The organism is Sphingobacterium lactis, from assembly GCF_011046555.1.
Taxonomy (GTDB): Bacteria; Bacteroidota; Bacteroidia; order Sphingobacteriales; family Sphingobacteriaceae; genus Sphingobacterium; species Sphingobacterium lactis.
In genome coordinates, this window is sequence record NZ_CP049246.1 from 843,248 (window position 1) to 862,419 (window position 19,172).

The following is a 19,172-nucleotide window of genomic DNA, read 5'->3' on the forward strand; positions in this document are numbered from 1 at the left end:
TACCGAAGGGAATTTTTAAGTAATTCCGAATAGGGGACTTATTAGCAATGAAAACAGGAAAGTATCTCCGGAGGATACTTAAAAGCCCGCATGCGTAGCATGAAAGGTGAAAAAGTAGAGCTTGCCCAACTTCTGCTTGCTTACATGTATTATCAAATGCTTTTATAATAATTCATATTTAAAACGATTTGCTCAAAAAACCATACCAATTACTCATTTTCCATTTAGATAATCATTTCAAAATCCCATATTCGAGTAACGAATTATGAACATGAAAATAAAATTGCTTACCAGTATCCTAACTATTATTTCATTTCAGGTTATAGCTCAGGATATAACTGGAAAAGATTATTTCTTCGGCAACAACTTCCACTTTCATGGTTATCGAACTGATTTGAGGATGATGCAACATGGTTCAACGATTTTTCAAACTTCTGACACTATGGTTTGGCGAATTTTTGAAACCTTTAATAATACGAATAAGTTCAATCAGCGGAGTAAAAATATAACCCCCAAAAGCCCGATTTTACTTGGGATAAAATTGTCGCCAATGCTCAAGAATTTTTTTACTGCAGAGGTGCCTAATTACAGCAAAACATATTACAGTTATCTGATCCCTGACTCAAGTGAAGCAACTGTTATTGCGATGGGAATTAATGAAAACAATATTTCTCATTACCATTATCGTTTAGTGCTAAATGATAGTATCGAAATCAAAAAATGGTCACCTATTCCAGGATTGCAAATGAAATATGGAGCAAAAGCTCCGTATGGAAATATTGGTACTTTTAAATATCCCGGAAAAAAACTGTTGGTCGAGGTTGCGCATAAAGACTCTATTGGGATTCGCGATGGATACATTATAGATTGGTCAAAAAAAATTAATCCTAGAATTGAACAAATTATTGTAAGAGGTTCAAGTCAATATGGATATTACGGATTGAATTTAGACAGTCTAAAAAACTTAAATCAGGCAAACTCTTCAAACAGAAATATCAATTTGTTCGAATGGACCTTTGAAAAAGATTCTGTAAATGAATTTGATTTGTATTTTGAACAACATGAAACCCGACCCTATTCAATATATTTAATTCGAAAAACAGAAAATAAAAAAGACACTATTTCTTTAGAATGGTGGAAGATTGATAATCATTTTACGATTTCTAATAGATTTTTAAGAGATGTTGGACAGTATACTTTAATAGTTCAAGAAACAGGTCAGTTTGGTGTTTTCCCCAAAGACGAAGTGACTCAATTTGGTTTTAATATCATTGAACCTAAAATTGATCAGAAACCAAAAGGATATACTTTTAAGCAAATTTTACCTTTCATATTAGCATTACTTGTACTTATTGCTTTAGGATTTGTTTTCTATAGATGGAAAGTTAGAAGGAAATTGATAAAATCAGAAAGAGATAGGGAATTATTAAAAATTCAAATGCAAGGGATCCGTAGCCAACTGAACCCACACTTTATGTTCAATTCCATAAATTCAATTCAAAACTTGATTCAAAAAGGAGATATAAAGTCTGCCAAAAATTACTTAGTAACATTTTCTTCAATGACTAGAGAGGTACTGGAAGATTCAGAAAAAGAATTGCATAGTCTCAGTTCAGAGTTGAAATTAATTAATGATTATTTAATAATGGAACAATTGCGATTTGGTTTCAAATACAAAATAAATTCTAGCATTGCCATTCATCCTGATAACTTGGATATACCTGTCATGTTGCTCCAACCTTTTGTAGAAAATGCTGTAAAACATGCAGTTTCCAATTTAATGGAAAAGGGCTATATCGAAGTCAATGTTTCAAGTTCCGAAAATGATGTAATGCTAGAAGTCCTGGATAATGGAAAAGGAATGGATACTAACCAACAAAGTTCTGGATTTGGAATAAAATTGAGTAGAAAAAGAATCGAGATATTAAATAGACTTTATTCTCAAAACCAGATTGAATTGACCTTAATGGATAACCATCCTGGCTGTAAGATTCAAATTATTTTAAAAGACTGGTTAAGTTAAATGAATTTAGATTTTATTTTAACTAGAAAAAATATTTAAATGATTAACTGTTATATTGTCGATGATGAACCAAATAATGTAGATTCCTTACGCTACATTCTGAAGAATAACCATCCTGAATTATTTGTTTTAGGTTATCAAATTGACCCTAGCAAAGCTATAGCTGAAATTAACCAATTAAAGCCAGATCTACTGTTCCTAGACATTCAAATGCCCAATAAAAATGGATTTGAATTATTAATCGATATTTCTCATAAAGGTTTTGAAGTAATTTTTATTACAGCCTATGATCAATATGGAATTCAGGCCGTTAAGATTTCTGCTTTAGATTATCTTTTGAAGCCTATCGATGAATCAGAATTAGCTAAGGCTATTGAAAAAGCAGAAACCAAAATTAATGCAAAGAGAAAAAATAGCAATCTGGAAAATCTATTGAGAAATTTCAACGACGAAAAGACCGATTCTAAAATTGCTTTAATCATTGATAAACAAACTAAATATGTCCCAATTTCTGAAATTGTGCGATGTCAAGCTGATAATAATTATACTGAAGTCTATTTAATAGATGGACGTAAAGTTATTTTGAGCAAAACCTTAAAGGATTTTGAAGAAATGTTAGCGGGATTTGGTTTTCTAAGGTGTCATCATTCCCATCTGGTCAACATAAAATATATACAGGGAATTCAAGGTCCTGGATTCAATAAAATTTTGTTGAACAATGATGTTTTAATTCCGATTTCTAGAATGAAAAAGGAATTAATCAAGAATACAATACCTAAATATAAATGATTATGAAAAATCTTAAGATATTAGTTTTTGCACTCTGTTTGCTGAATCTATGTGCTACAGCACAGGAAAACGCAACCCCAATCACTGATGTAAAATTCGATAACGAATATGCCAATCGGACAAATCCAATTATTAATGGTAAAATAATAAACGCTTCAGAACAGGAGTTACAAAATATCACACTGGAATTCACATTAGTTCGACCTAATGAACCTATTCAAACAAAACTGACAACAGGAATAGATAAAGATGGAAAATTTCAACTTATCATACCAAGCAAATTACCTTATCAGCAAATATGGTTTTCTTTGGGTGAGTATGTTTATTCTTGTCTCTATGCAAACGAGGAACTCAATCTAGAGTTTGATTTACAAAAGCTTAAAAAACAAAACGTATATATGCTGGGAGATGGAATGTCGTTTTCAGGAAAAGACGGTGAGATCAACAAAACTCTTAATGCATATATCATGTATAATAAAAAGCATCTTCCAGAATTTTATAAAGAAATTCAGAATCTGAATGAACAAGACTCAAATGCATTGAATAAGCTGGATTCACTTTTCAATCTACAAAGAAAAATAGATGTGGACTTCTTAAAAGACAACAATAATAAAGCGAAGAAAATTATTGAGAGCGAAACAGAAGCAGAATACCTATCTAAAAAGATATTATTGTTACTCAATAACAACGAAGTAGTATTGGACAATAAAGAATTAATGCTGCCCATTTTTGCAGTTACCAATGGAACTACGAGTTTTTTAAGGTATTTACATTGGTATATTTCCAATAAAAAATTGTCTAATAAGGACGAAAGGGTAAATAGGACAATTAAATTTTCAAAGCTCGATTCCATACTGCCGAAACCTTATGCTGACCTTGTCAAACTACAGGTTTACAGTCGTGATTTACCAGAACAATTGGCTATTAATAAGGAATTAATTAAATCATTGAATACGAAATGGATTTCGCAATACCTACTTCAGGAGAATGCAGATCTGAATAATAAAATAAACAAAATGCAGGAACTGCTTTCTGAAAAAGCAGATAGTACATTTAAAAAGAATATTGGAAAATTTCTGAAAAGGACAAGTTTCAATGGAACCCTATATTTAAATGAATCTGAAACAGGGGGAAATTTGCTCAAATCAATAATGGCAGCTTTTCCTAAAAAAATAATTATTTTGGATTTATGGGCTACCTGGTGCTTTCCTTGTTTAAATAATATGCCTCATTCAAAGCAATTATTCCAGCAAGTGCAAAATGAAAAACTTCCAGTGGTATTTGTTTATTTGTGTACTGATTTACAGTCTTCTGAAACCCTTTGGCAGAATAAAATAGCTGAACTAGAGCAACCAGGTGAACATATTTTTGTCTCAAATAAGCAAATGAATGAATTGATGGATCTATTTAACACCTCAGGATATCCAACCTATGCGATAATAAAACCAGATGGACAAATTGATACCAAAACAATAAACTTGAATAGAAATTTTAGTATTGATGAGCTTAAAGAATATTTATCAAAAGAAGCGGGATTCCAATAATATCTTTCAACAAGACTAAGGTCCCATAGGTTGGTATTTAGAATTAAGACCTAGGGAGGTGGTATTGGTTGGACCCTAACTCGCTTTGCTCATTTACGGTGAATTTCTTTCGTGCCACACAGGGCTTTCTTTTCTTTCGCCAGCCGATAACGAACAATTTTATTTTTTAGTAACTTTAGGGTGGTATCATTAAAATGTGCGGATATGGAAATCACAATAAAAATAGATAAGCGAAGCAAGCAGGCAAAAGCATTCTATGAATACCTTAAAACACTTCCTTTTGTAGAGATTGTAGAGCCTCGTTACAATAAAGATACTGAAAAGGCGATTAAGGAGGCAAAATCGGGCAAGGTGACTAAAATCACGCTTGAGGATTTCAGAAAAGAACTTTACTCGTAATGTATCAGCTTGAATAGACTGGAAAGTTCAAAAAAGATTAAAACTAATTTCTAAACCTAAATAAAAAAACCATCCAATTATCTGATAATATTTTGCGTATCAAGCAAAGAAAGTAAAGACCGAATTGACTCGTCAACTGATAATTTAAAGGATATGCTAAGTGATCGATCTATCCCCCCAACCGGTACCCTTCCCTGCAATTTTCCCGCGATTTTATCAATTTTTCAAAAACAGCTCTCAACCCCCTCTAAACCCCGATTTTCCTAAAATTCCCTCCATTTCGCCCATAAAACTTACCTGGACCTTGTCTGAGGTGAGAGCGTGGTGCGAGCGTACTGCGTCCGGGGTGAGTACGTGTCTATAGGACGTCTACAGTCCGATTGCACTCCGTCCGCACCTCGGAAGCACCTCGAACAAGGTCTAGGTTACCTCAGGGCACTTTTTGCAATGTGCTTGGAAAATGAAATCAATATGGAATACCCTTGAGTGATGAAAATATCATACCACGAGAGCGTGTCGGGATTATACTTTTAGCATTAAAAAAAGGGGTACGGTGCGGAATTGATAAATCCAGCAAAAAGGTGAGAAAACCGGTGCTATTTGCACCTAACTGTCTAAATATACCATTTTTATAAGGGATTATCCTAAGGATTCGTTTAAAAATTAATTTTGATATATAGGGTCTGTGGGAAGGTTGGGTGTATTAGAATGGTAGCCATTCAGGGCCTATAGAAAAGACTCCTTCCCAGTCTTTGTCATTTTCCTCCTTATTTAGGGAAAAGTAGTTTTCTTTTCAAAACATATCCCACAAAACCACGTTGATTTATAAGAAGTTATTTCAAACAATTAATTCTTTTGATATGAAAATTGACCAGCTTGTTGCATTATTGGGAGGGGACGAACTATTGACCTACCAAAACAAATCGGTTTCCAAGGATTTGCTGCATATCCCATCTCCAACGTTTATAGATGATGTCTATCAGGTTACCGACCGCAATCCGCAGGTGCTGCGGAGTCTGGGCAGCCTTTTCGGGCATGGGCGATTGGGCGGTACGGGATACCTGAGCATCCTTCCGGTGGATCAGGGCATCGAGCACAGTGCAGGTGCATCCTTTGCCGCCAATCCGCTGTACTTCGACCCGGAGAACATCGTAAAGCTCGCCATGGAAGGTGGCTGTAATGCCGTTGCGTCTACGTATGGGGTATTGGGGGCGGTCGCTCGGAAATATGCGCATAAGATTCCCTTTATCGTAAAGATCAACCATAACGAATTGCTGACCTATCCCAATAAGAGCGATCAGATCCTGTATGGTAATATTCGGGAGGTCTGGAATATGGGTGCTGTGGCTGTTGGAGCAACCATTTACTTTGGTTCTCCCGAGTCCGGGCGTCAGCTGGTGGAAATCAGCAAGGCGTTCGAGGAGGCGCATTCGCTGGGCATGGCAACGGTGCTGTGGTGCTACCTGCGCAACGATGCGTTCAAGCAGGAGGGTAAGGATTACCATTGGGCGGCCGATTTAACGGGGCAGGCGAACCATCTTGGGGTTACCATCAAGGCGGACATCATCAAGCAGAAGTTGCCGGAACTGAACGGCGGCTATAAAGCCCTCAATCTCGGAAACAGCAGCTATGGCAAGCTCGATGACCGCATGTATACGGAATTGAGCAGCGACCACCCGATCGATCTATGTCGCTATCAGGTTCTGAACTGTTTTGCTGGCCGCGCCGGACTGATCAATTCAGGAGGTGCTTCGGGACAAAATGACCTGGCGGATGCGGTGCGCACGGCCGTTATCAACAAAAGAGCAGGCGGAACTGGCTTGATTAGTGGCCGTAAAGCGTTCCAGAAGTCGATGGCAGATGGCGTTGCGCTGCTAGAAGCGATCCAGGATGTGTATCTGTCGGATGAGGTTACAGTGGCTTAGGCAGTAGTAAGGATATAATATTATCCAATGTGCATAAAACAAAACAGGACGCTATAGCTGGCGTCCTGTTTTTATATTTACTATTGATAATTCTTCATTAAAAGGAGAGCCCCACACGGATATACGGCAGAACCGCTTCCTTGCTGACGCCCACGGTTGCCTGGATCACCATCAGGTCGCCAGGGATAAAATACAATCCTCCGCCGACGCCATTGTGCCAGGTGTTGGAGCTTTCATTCGGCATCCACACGCGGCCGACATCGTAGAAGGCAATGGCACCTACCGTACCCGGCACGAGGTAAGAACTGAAGCTGAACAGCTTGATGCGCGCATCCAAGTTGTTGTACACCGCTGTTTTTCCCGTGAAACGTTGGGAGTTGAACCCACGGAGGCTTGTTTCGCCACCAATCATCGCGTGCTGGTAGAAGTACGGGTCGCCCCATACGGCCTGGACGCCGGTTCTGTTCGCAAGGGTCAGGTAGTCATTGAATACGGTTTTATAAAAACTGACCGCACTTTCCGTAGCGGCGTAATTGCGTCCCTGGCCTGCTATTTCGGCCTTCCAATCCCAACGGCTATACAACCGATAACCTCGCTTAGCATTGGCCATATTGTCCCGCTTATCCACATCGATTCCGACAGCTGCACCGGTAAAGAATTTGGAGGAAAAGATATCCTCCCCGGCATGCGTATGGTTGAAGGTGTGGAAGAAATGGTCGGTGTTATCTTTGGCGCGGCTGGTGTAAAATTCCGAGCTCGATCCATAGAATAGCTTCGCATTTTTTGATAGGGGATATTCCAGGAAGGCATCTGCATTGATGTTGTCATAGCGATTCCGGAAGTAGGAAATCTCGCGGTCGTCGCTATTCTCAAATTCGGTATTGTTGCCATACCCAAAGAAATTGCTCTGGTTGAACGGTCCCAATGCGCGCAAATGGATCGCCAAGTCCTGTTCGCCCCAGATCTTTTTCATGTTTCCCTTGTATTCGAACATAAAGGACTGCCTGCCGGTCAGGTAACTGGCCAGGATTTCATGCCGATAGGCGTATGGGGACTTACGGAACCCTTGGTTCTCGATGATATAGCCCAACCCCATAATGAAACCACGGTCTATCCCGTAGTTCAGGTTGACTAAAACACCCTTCCGGTCGTATACAAAGTTGTCGTACTGGTATTGGTGTACGGCAGTATCGTTCTTCAGATGGTAGCGGATATTTTTGAGGTTGGCGAACGTATTGCTGGTGTCGACTTTGCTATCGTAGACATGTACCTTTCTGTTGTTGCTGAAAGCGTCAGTCGCGGTAAATTGGTCGTGACCTTTTCCGCCGATTAATCGCACCTTGATGGGTGATTTTCCGGCGCCCTTCAGCTTGTATTCATCTTCGCCTGCAAGTCCATAGATGCGGATCTCTTCCGTCTCCAATGGATCGAAGCGACGTTTCAATAGGCGTGCACCCTCCGTACCGTCCTTTTTCTTGTTGTGGACATCTACGGTTATGCTTCCATCTTCTTCGAAATCAACCTCAATGAACTCACGTTTCTCGGAAAGAGGGATATCCACATACTTGGCGAGGGACTGAAAGTATTCCATCGCCGTCGTGCCGAGTTCATCTCGGCGGGAGCGGATATTGGTTTCCAGTTCCGGCGCACTCAGTTTCACGATGGTATCTGGCATCTGCAACATGGCCTGATGGATGAGGGAATCGGTGAGGGTCTGCTGCACATAGGCAATTTCCTCCTCCCAAACGGACTTACCGATGCGGTTCAGGAAAAAGCGGTCGAAATGGCGGGCATTGAAATTCCAATGGGACACATTCCGGATGTGTGGACTGAAGGGCTGTAGATGTGCCTTTAGCCACTGCATGGAAAGCAGGACGGGAAATACACCCGAGGTTTTATAGTACACCTTATCGCGATCGCGCGGAACAGGTGTGTAGATCTTTTTGCCTTTTTCTTTTTCGGGATCCCAGCGCCAGTTATCCTCATGGCGGTCCCAGTCGCCGAGCACAAAGTCCAACAGGCGTGCCCGAAGGGTAATGCGCTGATCGACCTTGGTATCGTTATCTTCCAGGAGTTTCTGGATCACCTTGGCGGAGTTATCGGTCTTTTCATTTTCGAACGGCATGCGTGCCTCGAACATATAGGGGCGATTCTTGAAGATCGGTCTATACTCACCGAATAAGGGGTCATCGCCGACGAAGACGAGCTCCGGCGCGGCGTGTGGGATATCCAAGGCACGGTTGAATGTGGGTACGGTAAGTGCTCCGAACGGATGTGCAATGGAAATCTGGTCCTGCACGATATCCTTAGCAATGGTCTTGCGCAGGCTTTCCGGGAGGCTGCGCTCCGGAAACTTCTGGATGGACCGCAAGACCCATTCCGTCCCTGTGCTGTCCTTCAAGCGTAAGGATTGGGTCTGCATACCGCCTCCGAGCTTTACGATGGATAGCCCGCCTTTCTCCGTGGCGAGGTCCATGGTACGCATCTTCACCGGCGTGTTATAAAGCACACGGTAGCTGTCGCCGAGCCAGAACCGGTGGATCGGCCCGACTTGGTCGTATTCTGGGGCAATGACGGCAACGGTACTGTCCGGTGTCTGTCCGGAAGCCTGTGCCGCGATAAATAGCAGTAAGCCACTTAGAATCTTAGGTAGATTTTTTCGCATGGATTACGAGTTTTAAGGGTTAATGGTATTGGTTTCGTTCAATTTTATTTTTACCCGAATGGCTTTCAGATCACTTACCCCCTGGAGGTTCTCCAACTCCAGTTCTTCGTATTCAGGTTCAATATAATTCAATTTGATGACCTCTTGCAGGCAGGTCCGCAGCTCGCGCGCCACCTGATTCCTGCTGTAGACAATCGCAATGGTGCCCGGTTGTACCAAGCGTTCGGTACTGTCCTTCAGGTGTGCCTTATCGATCCGTTTCTTGATGATCTGATACCGGATGTTGTAGGAACCTTCCACATCGAAACGGCGCTCATCCTCACGGAAGCTGATATCGATGGGGTTCGGGTGGATAAAGATCAACTGGGTCGTTTGCAATGGGATGGGCAGCTTGCTGCGCAGGGCATGCGTCATGGCACCGATCTTGGCGATGTTGATGATCTGCAAAACCCGTATCTGCTTCAGGATGCGCAGGTCAAAAGGCGTTACGGGGGAGATCGACTGCCCCACGTACAGGTCATATTCCACGCCATCCGTACGGAAGGTCTCAAAATAGGATGGAAAGATCTGCTGGATCTCCGCATTGAACTCCTGCATGTTCTTCACGATCAGCTGGTTGAGCTTTTTGAGGGACTGCTCGAAGGACTCGTTGCTGGAGTTGAACTCCTTGTAGCTGTACTGCAGGTTCTTCCGACAATTGCGCAGGAAGCTGTGTGCCTCGGGGTATTTCCCTTCCATGCGATCCAGGAATTGCGGTACGTCTTCCTGGAAGAAGGCCAGTATATCCAACAGGTAATGGTCGAGGTTGTTGCCCGTGGACCACTCGTAGACTTCGTCAAAACGTTTCACGAAGCCTTCCTCTTCCTCCAATTGGGTCGTCCGCTGCGCTTCTTCCATCAGGTTGCGGATGTAATTCATCCGGACCTGGATATCTTCCCGATAGGATTTGTTGCGCAGGTAGCTGGAGTCCTTCACATCCACGGCAGCATAGAAAGGATAGACCTCTTTGAATGCTATTTTTTCCAATTCGGGCTGTTGATAATTGTACAGCACCTCGCCAAGGTATTGCGCAGCCACCTGGTTAAACTTCCATTCCACGGCCGGTTGTAAGGCCGTATAGCGGTGCAGGATAATGTTGTTCAGCTCGTTCCGGAAGCCCGATACAATCTCATTGGCCAATTGCGCCAAGAGGGGATAGAAGGTCTGGATCTGGATGAGCATATTGCGGGTGAGCTGCACACCGGTTTTGCTGTACACTTCAAAGATGCCGACAAAAGTATCGTTATGAACCAACGGAAAGCAGACATAGCTAGAAACACCCGTTTTCACCAGGCTCTTGATGAGGTTGGTGCTCGCTGTTTCCAGACCATCCTCCACGCCGTAGGAAAGGATGTGCGGTTTTTCCAGATACTGGTAAAGCTCACCCTGATTGATATAATGCTGGTAAAAGAAATCGTCTGCCAGCAGAAGACTGTCCTTGGCCAAGTCCGGCGAAAGGATCGGCGCATCGTTCAGCTTCAGGATCGGATAAAACGAAGTCTTGATACCTTGAAAGTACGCAATATTGGTCAGGATCTCGTTGATCTTTATTAAGCCGTCCTGCCCCTTGAATATATTCAGGTTATTGATGAGGCTCTGTAGACTCTCCGTCACATATTCCTGGTGGCAATCCACAAAAGTCAGGATGCTGAACCCCGAAAAGGTGAATTTCGACAGGTCGAACAGGTCCAAAATCGGTTCGATATCACTGTATTCGATGTTCTCTTTTTCCTTGATGGAGGAGAGGTCGAGGATCGGCAGGTCTGCGGTGGTCTGCACATCCACGAAGGTGAAGTCGATCAGCAGTTCGTAGTACTTGCTGAAGGTCGATTCCCTCTTGACGTAGCGCCGTTTGGCCCCCAATGGAGGCATATCGTAAAAACGCTCCAGCAGGAGCAGGAATATCTGTTTGTTCAGGAATTCGATGTTGAATACGCGATGTCCCTGTTCGGTGGTGACACGGTCAAAATCGGTGCGTACCAGTTCATAGAAGTCCTCCGTTCCGAAGAAAACGCGGTCCGGAATCGGGTAGCCTAGCGCCCATTTGACCTTCTTGTCTGTCGGGACGCCTTTGGCGAGGTGATAGATCATCTCGAACACAGGCGCAAAGGCAGCGACATTGTCCTGTTGGAGGTCTCCGTTTGCTGCGATGGACGAACGAATGTGCGCTTCTGCCAACTTGGGCAGCAGCATATCCGTGCCTTCATGGGCAATGGTGCGCTCCACATAATTTAGAAATGGCCATAGCGATAACCGCTCCTGGAACATGCCGTTCTGCTGGATGTCATTATCGATATTTACGACTTCTTGCAACATAGGTTGGTTTGGATTTGGTACTGATTATTTTGTATTCTCGAAATCGAGCACGGTCTCAAAGGATTTCGTCAGGGAATCCTTTGGGCTGTCGATATAGAAGGTTAATTTAAGATCGTTGTTGTCCAGGCAGTCCAGCACGGCAAAGCCTTGCTTTTCGTAGCGGTACTTCAGGTTCTTGTTCTTGCGGATGGAAGACGTTTTGGCACCGGAGCCACTAACGATCTGGCGGTTCTTCCCTTTCAAGATATACTGCAAGCCATGGTCGTGACCCGCGAGGAATACCACGCGCGGATGTTCGCTGACTGCTTGTTCTATGCGCTGAATCAAATCCTGATACTGCGGATGCGGTAGGTCCTCCGGCGATTTGAAGGCTGTTTTCCGGAAGATCGGATACAGGGATCCCAAACCTGGAAGCGGCACGTACAGCGGTCGCCACAGCTTGGTCAACGGAAAGAGATGGTCGCGCCAACCGAACCGCAGGTTGTGGTCGCCAAAGGAGGCCATGGGGTGGTGCGAAATCAACAACAGGGCCTTGTCCTTATTTTGGTTGGCCAGTTCGGCCAATGTGGTCATAAATTTATCTTGCTCCTCCGCGATGCTCTCCGGATGGTGTGGGAACAGCCAGTATTCGCTGTCGTACACCAGTGCCAGGACATGTTCGGAAATGGCGATGCGGAATGGTCCCAATGTACCTGCCTGTGGAACAAACTGCAATCCGGGGTCGTTGAAGCTCTTCAGGTAAGCCTCCTGGGCCTGTACTTTCGCCAAGCCTTCCTCGCCGGTATGGTCCCAATCGTGGTTGCCCGCCAGGAAATACACGGGGACATCTTCCTTGCGGAAGCCTTCGAATTGCGAACGCAGAATGGCTGCAGTCTCCTCGCTCTCGGGTGGGGTAAGTCCCATGCCCGACGGGTAGATGTTGTCGCCCATGTAGAAGACCGTTGTCTTGCCCGGTAGCTGCAGGTGGTTCGCCTTGTCGATCAGGAAGGTCTGTTTCGAATTGGTCTCACCAGCATCTCCGAAAAGGATAAGGCGCCTCTCGACCTCCTGTCCAAAGGTGCAGACACTAAGAAAGAGAAAATAGATCAGTACGAAGTGGCGCATTAGCGAATGGTGTTAAATTGATAGACTACGGCGTTTTCACCTTTATTTTTCTCACTGCTGATAAACAGGCGATCCTGTGCATCAAAGGCAATTCCCTCAGGTTGTTCGAACTGTTTCTTTCCGAAGCGTATCACCCGTTGGGGAACCCATTGCTCATTGAGGATAATCAAAAGGTTATCCACCGCGGAAAGCACGAACCATTGGTTGTTGCCCCGCTTAGTAATAGCCGATGGGCGCATGGATTTCATGGTTTTGCCCGCCATTTCGCCGACCTTGTTCAGGTCCAATTTAAATTCCTGTTGCAGGGTCAACGTGCCGTTGGTACCAATATTCAGGATGTACCCCGATACCGCTGGATTTCCCTTGTCCTGCTTGCATTCCTTGCAGAGCACATAGATGTTCTTGCTGGTCGGATCGTAGGCCATGGATTCGTACTCGCCTTTGCCGAGTAATCCTTTGGTGGTAACTACCTGATCCTTGGGTGCGTCCAGGCTGGTCGGGAAACTGAAGATGGTCCCATCACTGCGCAGCACGTAAAAATTAGTGCCATCGGTGGTAATGTCCTCATAGTCGCCGGAACCCGCAAATTTATAAGCCGATTCGGTAGTTCCATCGTTGAGGTTGTAGGTAAATACGGCCCCCAGTTCGTCCTGAACGGCATACAGCAATTCCGGTTTCACAGCAAGAAAAGTATGTCCGGAGATCTCGTCCAACTGGCGGTCCAGGATAAAGGTCTTGTCCGCCAGCAGCTCCTGGCCCAGGGTGTCCTGCGTCATTTCTGCACTGTCGGCTCTCGAAGCCGAATTTCCTGTATTTGGTTGGCATCCTGCTAATACCGATAGCAGGTACATGCCGAAGATTGTTTTTATTCCCATGTTATTTTGAAAGGATAATGGCCACGACAAAAGCGGCAATGGATAGGACCAAACCGAACATGAATACTCCGTAGGCATAGCGTAGGAGCCTATATTTCCGGCCCAGGACCACACCCTGCGAATAGACGTCCTTGGTCAACATGCCGTACAGGAAGTCCTTATCGTCCATGGCTTTGTTCATGGCGCCTTGGTAGTCGTTGAATTTCGTTTTATAAAAGTTTCCGAAGAAAAGTAAATTGACGGATTTCTGCTCCACGTCCTCCGGTTTGAAATAACCGTCCGGTATTTTGGGGATTGTCGCTAGGATGGCCAAGACCATCGTCGTCACGGAGCCCATCATCAACAGGCAGGTCGGGATGATCAGGTGTGGGTTACTGTCCAGCGCCTTTAGCAGGACTGCCACAATGACCGATAGGATAATGGAGTTAACCGTCAACAGGATGTTGGACTTGTTGTCGGCCATATCGCTGAGCCGCTGGCTGTTGGCTGAGGTGATCCGGAACATGGTCTCGATACCACGCTCGGGCTTCCGCGATTTTTCCGATGTTGCCTCTACCTTTGCCTGGCTCTTCTTCTGTTTCTTCTTCAAGGCATCGAGATTGACCTGTTTGCCCTCCTCGAGGTGCTCCTGCGCATAATCCGTATGGTATTTGTGCTTTTCCAGCAGGCTGATGGTCAACATCCGCCAGGTGCTTTTGTCGATCTTCACCCCCTGTACCTTCTCTGCTTCCTGGAGCATTAGCTTGTTGCGTTCCTCAAAGGTCGCCTTGCCCAAATGGAACAGATCCGCATCGCAGAGGATCTTCTCCAATAGGTTCCGCGGTGATTGGGGCATGCGCGTGGAAAGGATGCAACCTTCCACTTTTTCAATGACTTCCACCGAGACGCCGTTATCCCGCAGGAATTGGGTTGCAGCGTCAGCACTGCGCTGTTCGTGATCCGTGGCCCCGCCGGAAAGATAACCCAGGTCGTGGAAATAAGCCGCCGTGAGCACGATGAAATGATCCTCGTCACTCAGTTTATAGTGCCGGGACATTTCCTCCGTGGCTTTGACAACATCCCGCGTATGCAGGGCGTTGTGAAAACAGTACGATTGGCCGTTGTTTCCGCTTTGTGCGGAAAGGTGTGTCTGTATCTTGACAAGTAGTGAACCGTAATCCATTGGCGTTTAATTTTGCGCTAGATGCAAAAATAGTTACAATATTCATACCTAGGATATTGGCCGTGTAAAATGACATCCTGCGGGCAAATCAATGTTCTGACACGTAATTCGATTATCTAAACGTTAGGAAATCAGGATTATGGAAAACTCGATTTCAGGTAACATGCGAAATATTAGCTTGAAAATCTTAACTTAACATTGACTTAACATCCTATTAAACCGTAAGACCTAAGTTTGCCGTAATTAACTTCTAAACACATGAAAAATTTATACTGGTCCCTTCTTGCCTGTCTTTTGACCGGCACAGCCATGGGGCAAGAGCTCGCCAAGGGTACCGTTTATGTCGATGCCAATGGCAATGGTCGCCAAGACCGTAAAGAAATGGGGATTCAGGGCGTATCCGTTAGTAACGGTTACGACGTGGTGCAGACCGATAAAAGCGGTCGCTATGAACTGCCCGTAAAGAATGACAACATTATTTTTGTGGTAAAACCTTCGGGGTATGCATTGCCCGTAGATCAGGACAATCACCCCAAATTTTACTATATCCATAAACCGAATGGTTCGCCAAAGTTGAAATACGCCGGCGTGGAGCCAACAGGACCGCTACCTAAAGCCATTGACTTTGGATTGAAACCTGCCGAAGAGCAGACCAAATTTTCCGCTTTCGTATTTGGTGATCCACAAGCTTATACGCCTGAAGAACTGGAATTCTTCAAAAGGGGAATCGTCGATGAGGCCAAGAATAAGAAAGGTCCTTTGTTCGGAATCAGTTTGGGAGACTTGGTCGGTGATGACCTTTCCCTACATCCAGGATACAAGCAGACCGTTGGACAAATGGGCTTGCCATGGTTCAATGTGATGGGGAACCACGACATGAACTACGATGTGCAGCAGGATTCGCTTGCGGATGAAGGCTTCGAGCGTTCTTTTGGCCCAGCGAACTATGCGTTCAATGTGGGAAATGCGCACTTTATCATCCTGGACAACATCATGTATCCGCATCCAGAAACTGGAGAAGGCTACCAAGGTGGGTTGCGCAAGGAGCAATTGGACTTCTTGGAGAACAACCTGAAATTCGTGCCTAAGGATAAGTTGGTCGTGCTTGCTTTCCATATCCCGTTGAATCCGGATAATAATAAGTCCTTCCGTGATGCCGACAGACAGCGCATTTTCGATCTGCTAGCGGAATACCCAAATACTTTGGCGCTATCGGCACATACACACTACCAACAGCAGAACCTTTATACGGATAAGCATGGCTGGAAAGGCAGCAAGCCGTTCCATGAATACAACGTGGGAACAACATCCGGGGACTGGTATTCCGGACAGATGAATGCCCAGAATGTTCCGGCCTCAACCATGCGCGACGGAACACCAAAGGGTTATGCCATCCTGGATATCGATGGGAACACTTATAAATTCGATTATAAGGTAGCAGGTAAGGAAGACAATTACAGCATCGGTGTTTTCGGTCCTTCGGTAATCAAGGCGAAATATGCAGGAAGATACCACGTCTATGCTAACTTCTTCCTGGGTTCGGCAAATGACAAGGTGCGTTATAAAATTGACAATAAGGATTGGAAGGAAATGATGCGCGTAGTTGCTGAAGATCCTGCGTATGTCCGCGATCTATTGGTATACGACGGTGCCGATCAGTTGGTGGCCGGCAGAAGACCAAGCGACGCAACAAAATCCGAACACCTGTGGCGCTTGAAGTTGCCAAAACTGAAAGCCGGCAAACACAGCATCCAGATCGAAGCAACGGATATGTTCGGTAGAGTACATACCGCCACAAAGGAAATCGAAGTCGTAGAATAAAAATTGGAATTTTTATAAATAAGCCTTAACGAGGAAACTTGTTAGGGCTTTGTTGTTGAAAGGGGTATGGTGATGGCCTGAATTGAGGTGTTTGGAAATAGGAATCAACATAGACGGGAATTCGTCTGGTTGAAATGTCAGAAATCCGCAAAAATTATTAGAATTTATTTGATTTTTTTGGCAGGTCTTGTACCTTTGACTCATCATACGACTTCGTAGCTCAGTTGGTAGAGCAACAGACTCTTAATCTGTGGGTCCTGAGTTCGAGCCTCAGCGGGGTCACAGAAAAAAGCAACTCCATAAGAGTTGCTTTTTTAGTATTTAGTAGTGAGTATTTAGTATTTAGACCTATGGCGCCATGCCTAAATCTTGTCTTTCGTTCACTTAAACCTTTAAAAGTAATTCCTAAAATCGTCAAATAAATGCCTCTCGTGATGCTTCAGAGCATTGTTGTTACTAACAAATTAGCAAACATGCCCAAGAAATTTAGTCTTTAAAGTTTTTATCTTTAATAAAATGAGACTGGTATGAAAACAGGCGATAGAGTTTTAATAGCTCCCCAACTTATATCTCGAATATATACCTAAAATCAAACGATTGGCGGAAGAATTGTATTTCGATTAAACAGTTGTTGGGCTTGCTTGTTCTTTCTAAAAGAGCAGGTATGAAGGAAGCAAGCATCAAGGTTTTGGTTATTTTGGGGCATCCCCGTAAAGACAGCTATAATGCGGCCTTGGCCGAATCCTATGTGGCAGGGGCAAAGGCAGCTAGGGCGCATGTGGAATTCCTACATGTGGCTGACCTTCACTTCGATTTGCATGTTCAGATTCCTTTCCCGCAGGACCAATTTGAAGAGGAGGATATCAAGGAGGCCAAGCGATTGATCAAATGGGCGGATCATCTTGTTTTTGTCTATCCGACCTGGTGGGGAAATATGCCTGCTTTATTAAAGGGTTTTATCGATCGAGTATTTGTTCCTGGATTTGCCTTTTACGAGATTCAGCCGGATGCCTTTAAAAAATTGCTCCGCCCAAAAACTGCCCAGTTGATCATTACCATGGATACGCCTGTATTGATAGACCGTTTGATTAATGGAGCACCTTCGAGAAGATCGTTAGAAAATGCTACCTTAAAATTCTGTGGTGTGAGTCCTGTAAGGAGCATGCTGATCAGTCCGGTAAAGCATTCTTCTGATGAAAGGAAGGAGGAGTGGCTTACTAAGGTCTATCATCAAGGAAAATCGCTTGAAAATGGCGTACTTACTCCTTGGGAAAAGTTGATGGAGCAGATCATGCCCTGGATCAAGGCGATTCGATTGCAATTCTATCCCATGACCTTCTTTGCCTATGCTATTGGTGCCTTTTTATTTGCAGAACTAGCAGGGACTTTTAACCCTTGGATTTTCATATTGGGATATCTTGTTTTATTTTTGATCGAGGTGATCACGGTTTTCAGTAACGATTATTTAGATCGAGAAAGCGATCGGTTGAATAAGCATTTCAGTACATTTTCTGGGGGATCAAGGGTATTGGTCGATGGTGTGTTGAGTGAAAAAGCTTATACCAATTCCTTGAAATATCTGTTGGTAGTATTGGCGGTTCTCTGTGTGTTCATGGGCATGTTCGCTATTGCCTCCGTTATGCATGTTTTGTTGGTTACTGTCCTCTTATTTTTGATTGCGGTTTCTTATACAGCCGCGCCGTTACGTTTTTCCTACAATGGCTGGGGCGAGATAGTGGTGGGATTTACGCATAGTTTTGCCGTTATTATCTGTGGTTTTGTTTATCAGGGTGGAGCATTGAATAATATTTATTCTTGGGTGGTTGGTATTCCCTTGTTCTTTTCCATTGTTCCGGCGATTATAATGGCTGGAATACCTGATCATGATGCCGACCGAGCTGCTGGAAAAGGAACCTTGGTGGTTAGGCTTGGAAAGGTGAGGGCGACCTATTTGGCGGGGCTTTCCGTCTTGTTGTCCATGAGTTCTGTCCTGCTTTTGAAGAAGGATGTGCTGTTGGATAGGATTTATTCGGATATTATTTATATAGCCTTTTTGCACGGTGCCTGGTTGTTATATTTACTTTACCAATACATCAATAAAGCAGAAAAACCTGCTCGTATTGATGGCATTATGGGCATTGCGCTTATGTATATCCTTTGGTATACTTTAGTGCCCTTTTTTAATCTTTTATAAAGTTTCAAATTTTGAAATATTATTAAGACACCGTTCTGCGCATTGAGCGAAAGTCCTCGAAGATAAATACGCAAGCATAATTTCCCCTATTGTTTCTTGTTCCTTCCTGCCACACCTTTTTATTGTTTATCATCAAATTTCATAATTGGCCCAGTGTTATCGGATTGCATAATATATAAATATTTAATGTTAAAAGACGCTTATAAATATTGATAATTAAATAATTTTCTTTGTTATATTTAGTCTGCTTTAGATGTGTTTGATTTTCAAGATTATAATTGATTATACAAACCATTGCTTATGAAAAGAGGGTTGT

12 protein-coding genes and 1 tRNA gene are annotated in these 19,172 nt (G+C 43.8%); 8 read left to right on the forward strand and 5 right to left on the reverse strand.

Annotated elements, in window-relative coordinates; all coding sequences use genetic code 11:
* The first annotated feature begins 271 nt into the window (after positions 1–271).
* From G6N79_RS03745 to G6N79_RS03765, 5 genes are all read left to right on the forward strand, one after another.
* Positions 272–2,023, forward strand: coding sequence for a sensor histidine kinase (locus G6N79_RS03745; protein ID WP_160003750.1), 1,752 nt, complete (start codon positions 272–274; stop codon positions 2,021–2,023).
* Positions 2,024–2,062: 39 nt separating this feature from the next.
* Positions 2,063–2,812, forward strand: coding sequence for a LytR/AlgR family response regulator transcription factor (locus G6N79_RS03750; protein ID WP_103906644.1), 750 nt, complete (start codon positions 2,063–2,065; stop codon positions 2,810–2,812).
* A gap of 2 nt (positions 2,813–2,814) precedes the next feature.
* A complete protein-coding gene (locus tag G6N79_RS03755; RefSeq protein ID WP_160003752.1) occupies positions 2,815–4,356 on the forward strand; it encodes a TlpA family protein disulfide reductase in 1,542 nt (513 codons plus the stop codon).
* 204 nt (positions 4,357–4,560) lie between these two features.
* Entirely contained in the window at positions 4,561–4,755 is a 195-nt protein-coding gene (locus G6N79_RS03760; protein WP_103906646.1) for a hypothetical protein, read from the forward strand.
* Between the two features lie 860 nt (positions 4,756–5,615).
* Positions 5,616–6,680 carry a class I fructose-bisphosphate aldolase gene (locus G6N79_RS03765; protein ID WP_103906647.1) on the forward strand — a complete coding sequence of 355 codons (1,065 nt, stop codon included), beginning with the start codon at positions 5,616–5,618 and terminating at the stop codon, positions 6,678–6,680.
* A 97-nt stretch (positions 6,681–6,777) separates the two neighbouring features.
* On the opposite strand, the gene G6N79_RS03770 is transcribed toward G6N79_RS03765, so the two are convergent.
* From G6N79_RS03770 to G6N79_RS03790, 5 genes are read right to left on the reverse strand one after another with little or no spacing between them, the layout of a single operon-like run.
* Positions 6,778–9,345 carry a BamA/TamA family outer membrane protein gene (locus G6N79_RS03770; protein ID WP_103906648.1) on the reverse strand — a complete coding sequence of 856 codons (2,568 nt, stop codon included), beginning with the start codon at positions 9,343–9,345 and terminating at the stop codon, positions 6,778–6,780.
* A 12-nt stretch (positions 9,346–9,357) separates the two neighbouring features.
* A complete protein-coding gene (locus tag G6N79_RS03775) occupies positions 9,358–11,700 on the reverse strand; it encodes a hypothetical protein (RefSeq protein WP_103906649.1) in 2,343 nt (780 codons plus the stop codon).
* Between the two features lie 24 nt (positions 11,701–11,724).
* The gene (locus tag G6N79_RS03780; protein WP_103906650.1) at positions 11,725–12,804 is read right to left on the reverse strand and encodes a metallophosphoesterase; all 1,080 of its coding nucleotides are present in this window, start codon (positions 12,802–12,804) and stop codon (positions 11,725–11,727) included.
* Positions 12,804–13,679, reverse strand: a complete 876-nt coding sequence (locus tag G6N79_RS03785; protein WP_103906651.1) for an SdiA-regulated domain-containing protein — start codon at positions 13,677–13,679, stop codon at positions 12,804–12,806. Before G6N79_RS03785 ends, G6N79_RS03780 begins: the two co-directional genes overlap by 1 nt.
* 1 nt (position 13,680) lies before the next feature.
* Positions 13,681–14,841, reverse strand: coding sequence for a Pycsar system effector family protein (locus G6N79_RS03790; RefSeq protein ID WP_103906652.1), 1,161 nt, complete (start codon positions 14,839–14,841; stop codon positions 13,681–13,683).
* Positions 14,842–15,099: 258 nt separating this feature from the next.
* On the opposite strand from G6N79_RS03790, the gene G6N79_RS03795 reads away from it, so the two are divergent.
* The 3 genes from G6N79_RS03795 to G6N79_RS03805 all read left to right on the forward strand — a co-directional run bounded on the left by G6N79_RS03795 (position 15,100) and on the right by G6N79_RS03805 (position 18,856).
* Positions 15,100–16,662, forward strand: coding sequence for a calcineurin-like phosphoesterase C-terminal domain-containing protein (locus G6N79_RS03795; protein ID WP_103906653.1), 1,563 nt, complete (start codon positions 15,100–15,102; stop codon positions 16,660–16,662).
* A 209-nt stretch (positions 16,663–16,871) separates the two neighbouring features.
* Positions 16,872–16,944: transfer RNA gene (locus G6N79_RS03800), tRNA-Lys, on the forward strand.
* A 382-nt stretch (positions 16,945–17,326) separates the two neighbouring features.
* Positions 17,327–18,856, forward strand: coding sequence for an NAD(P)H-dependent oxidoreductase (locus G6N79_RS03805; RefSeq protein ID WP_103906654.1), 1,530 nt, complete (start codon positions 17,327–17,329; stop codon positions 18,854–18,856).
* Positions 18,857–19,172 lie beyond the last annotated feature (316 nt).

Coding starts and splice junctions, on each gene's coding strand:
- G6N79_RS03745 (WP_160003750.1), top strand. CDS start 272: ATGAAAATAAAATTGCTTACCAGTATCCTAACTATTATTTCATTTCAG.
- G6N79_RS03750 (WP_103906644.1), top strand. CDS start 2,063: ATGATTAACTGTTATATTGTCGATGATGAACCAAATAATGTAGATTCC.
- G6N79_RS03755 (WP_160003752.1), top strand. CDS start 2,815: ATGAAAAATCTTAAGATATTAGTTTTTGCACTCTGTTTGCTGAATCTA.
- G6N79_RS03760 (WP_103906646.1), top strand. CDS start 4,561: ATGGAAATCACAATAAAAATAGATAAGCGAAGCAAGCAGGCAAAAGCA.
- G6N79_RS03765 (WP_103906647.1), top strand. CDS start 5,616: ATGAAAATTGACCAGCTTGTTGCATTATTGGGAGGGGACGAACTATTG.
- G6N79_RS03770 (WP_103906648.1), bottom strand. CDS start 9,345: ATGCGAAAAAATCTACCTAAGATTCTAAGTGGCTTACTGCTATTTATC.
- G6N79_RS03775 (WP_103906649.1), bottom strand. CDS start 11,700: ATGTTGCAAGAAGTCGTAAATATCGATAATGACATCCAGCAGAACGGC.
- G6N79_RS03780 (WP_103906650.1), bottom strand. CDS start 12,804: ATGCGCCACTTCGTACTGATCTATTTTCTCTTTCTTAGTGTCTGCACC.
- G6N79_RS03785 (WP_103906651.1), bottom strand. CDS start 13,679: ATGGGAATAAAAACAATCTTCGGCATGTACCTGCTATCGGTATTAGCA.
- G6N79_RS03790 (WP_103906652.1), bottom strand. CDS start 14,841: ATGGATTACGGTTCACTACTTGTCAAGATACAGACACACCTTTCCGCA.
- G6N79_RS03795 (WP_103906653.1), top strand. CDS start 15,100: ATGAAAAATTTATACTGGTCCCTTCTTGCCTGTCTTTTGACCGGCACA.
- G6N79_RS03805 (WP_103906654.1), top strand. CDS start 17,327: ATGAAGGAAGCAAGCATCAAGGTTTTGGTTATTTTGGGGCATCCCCGT.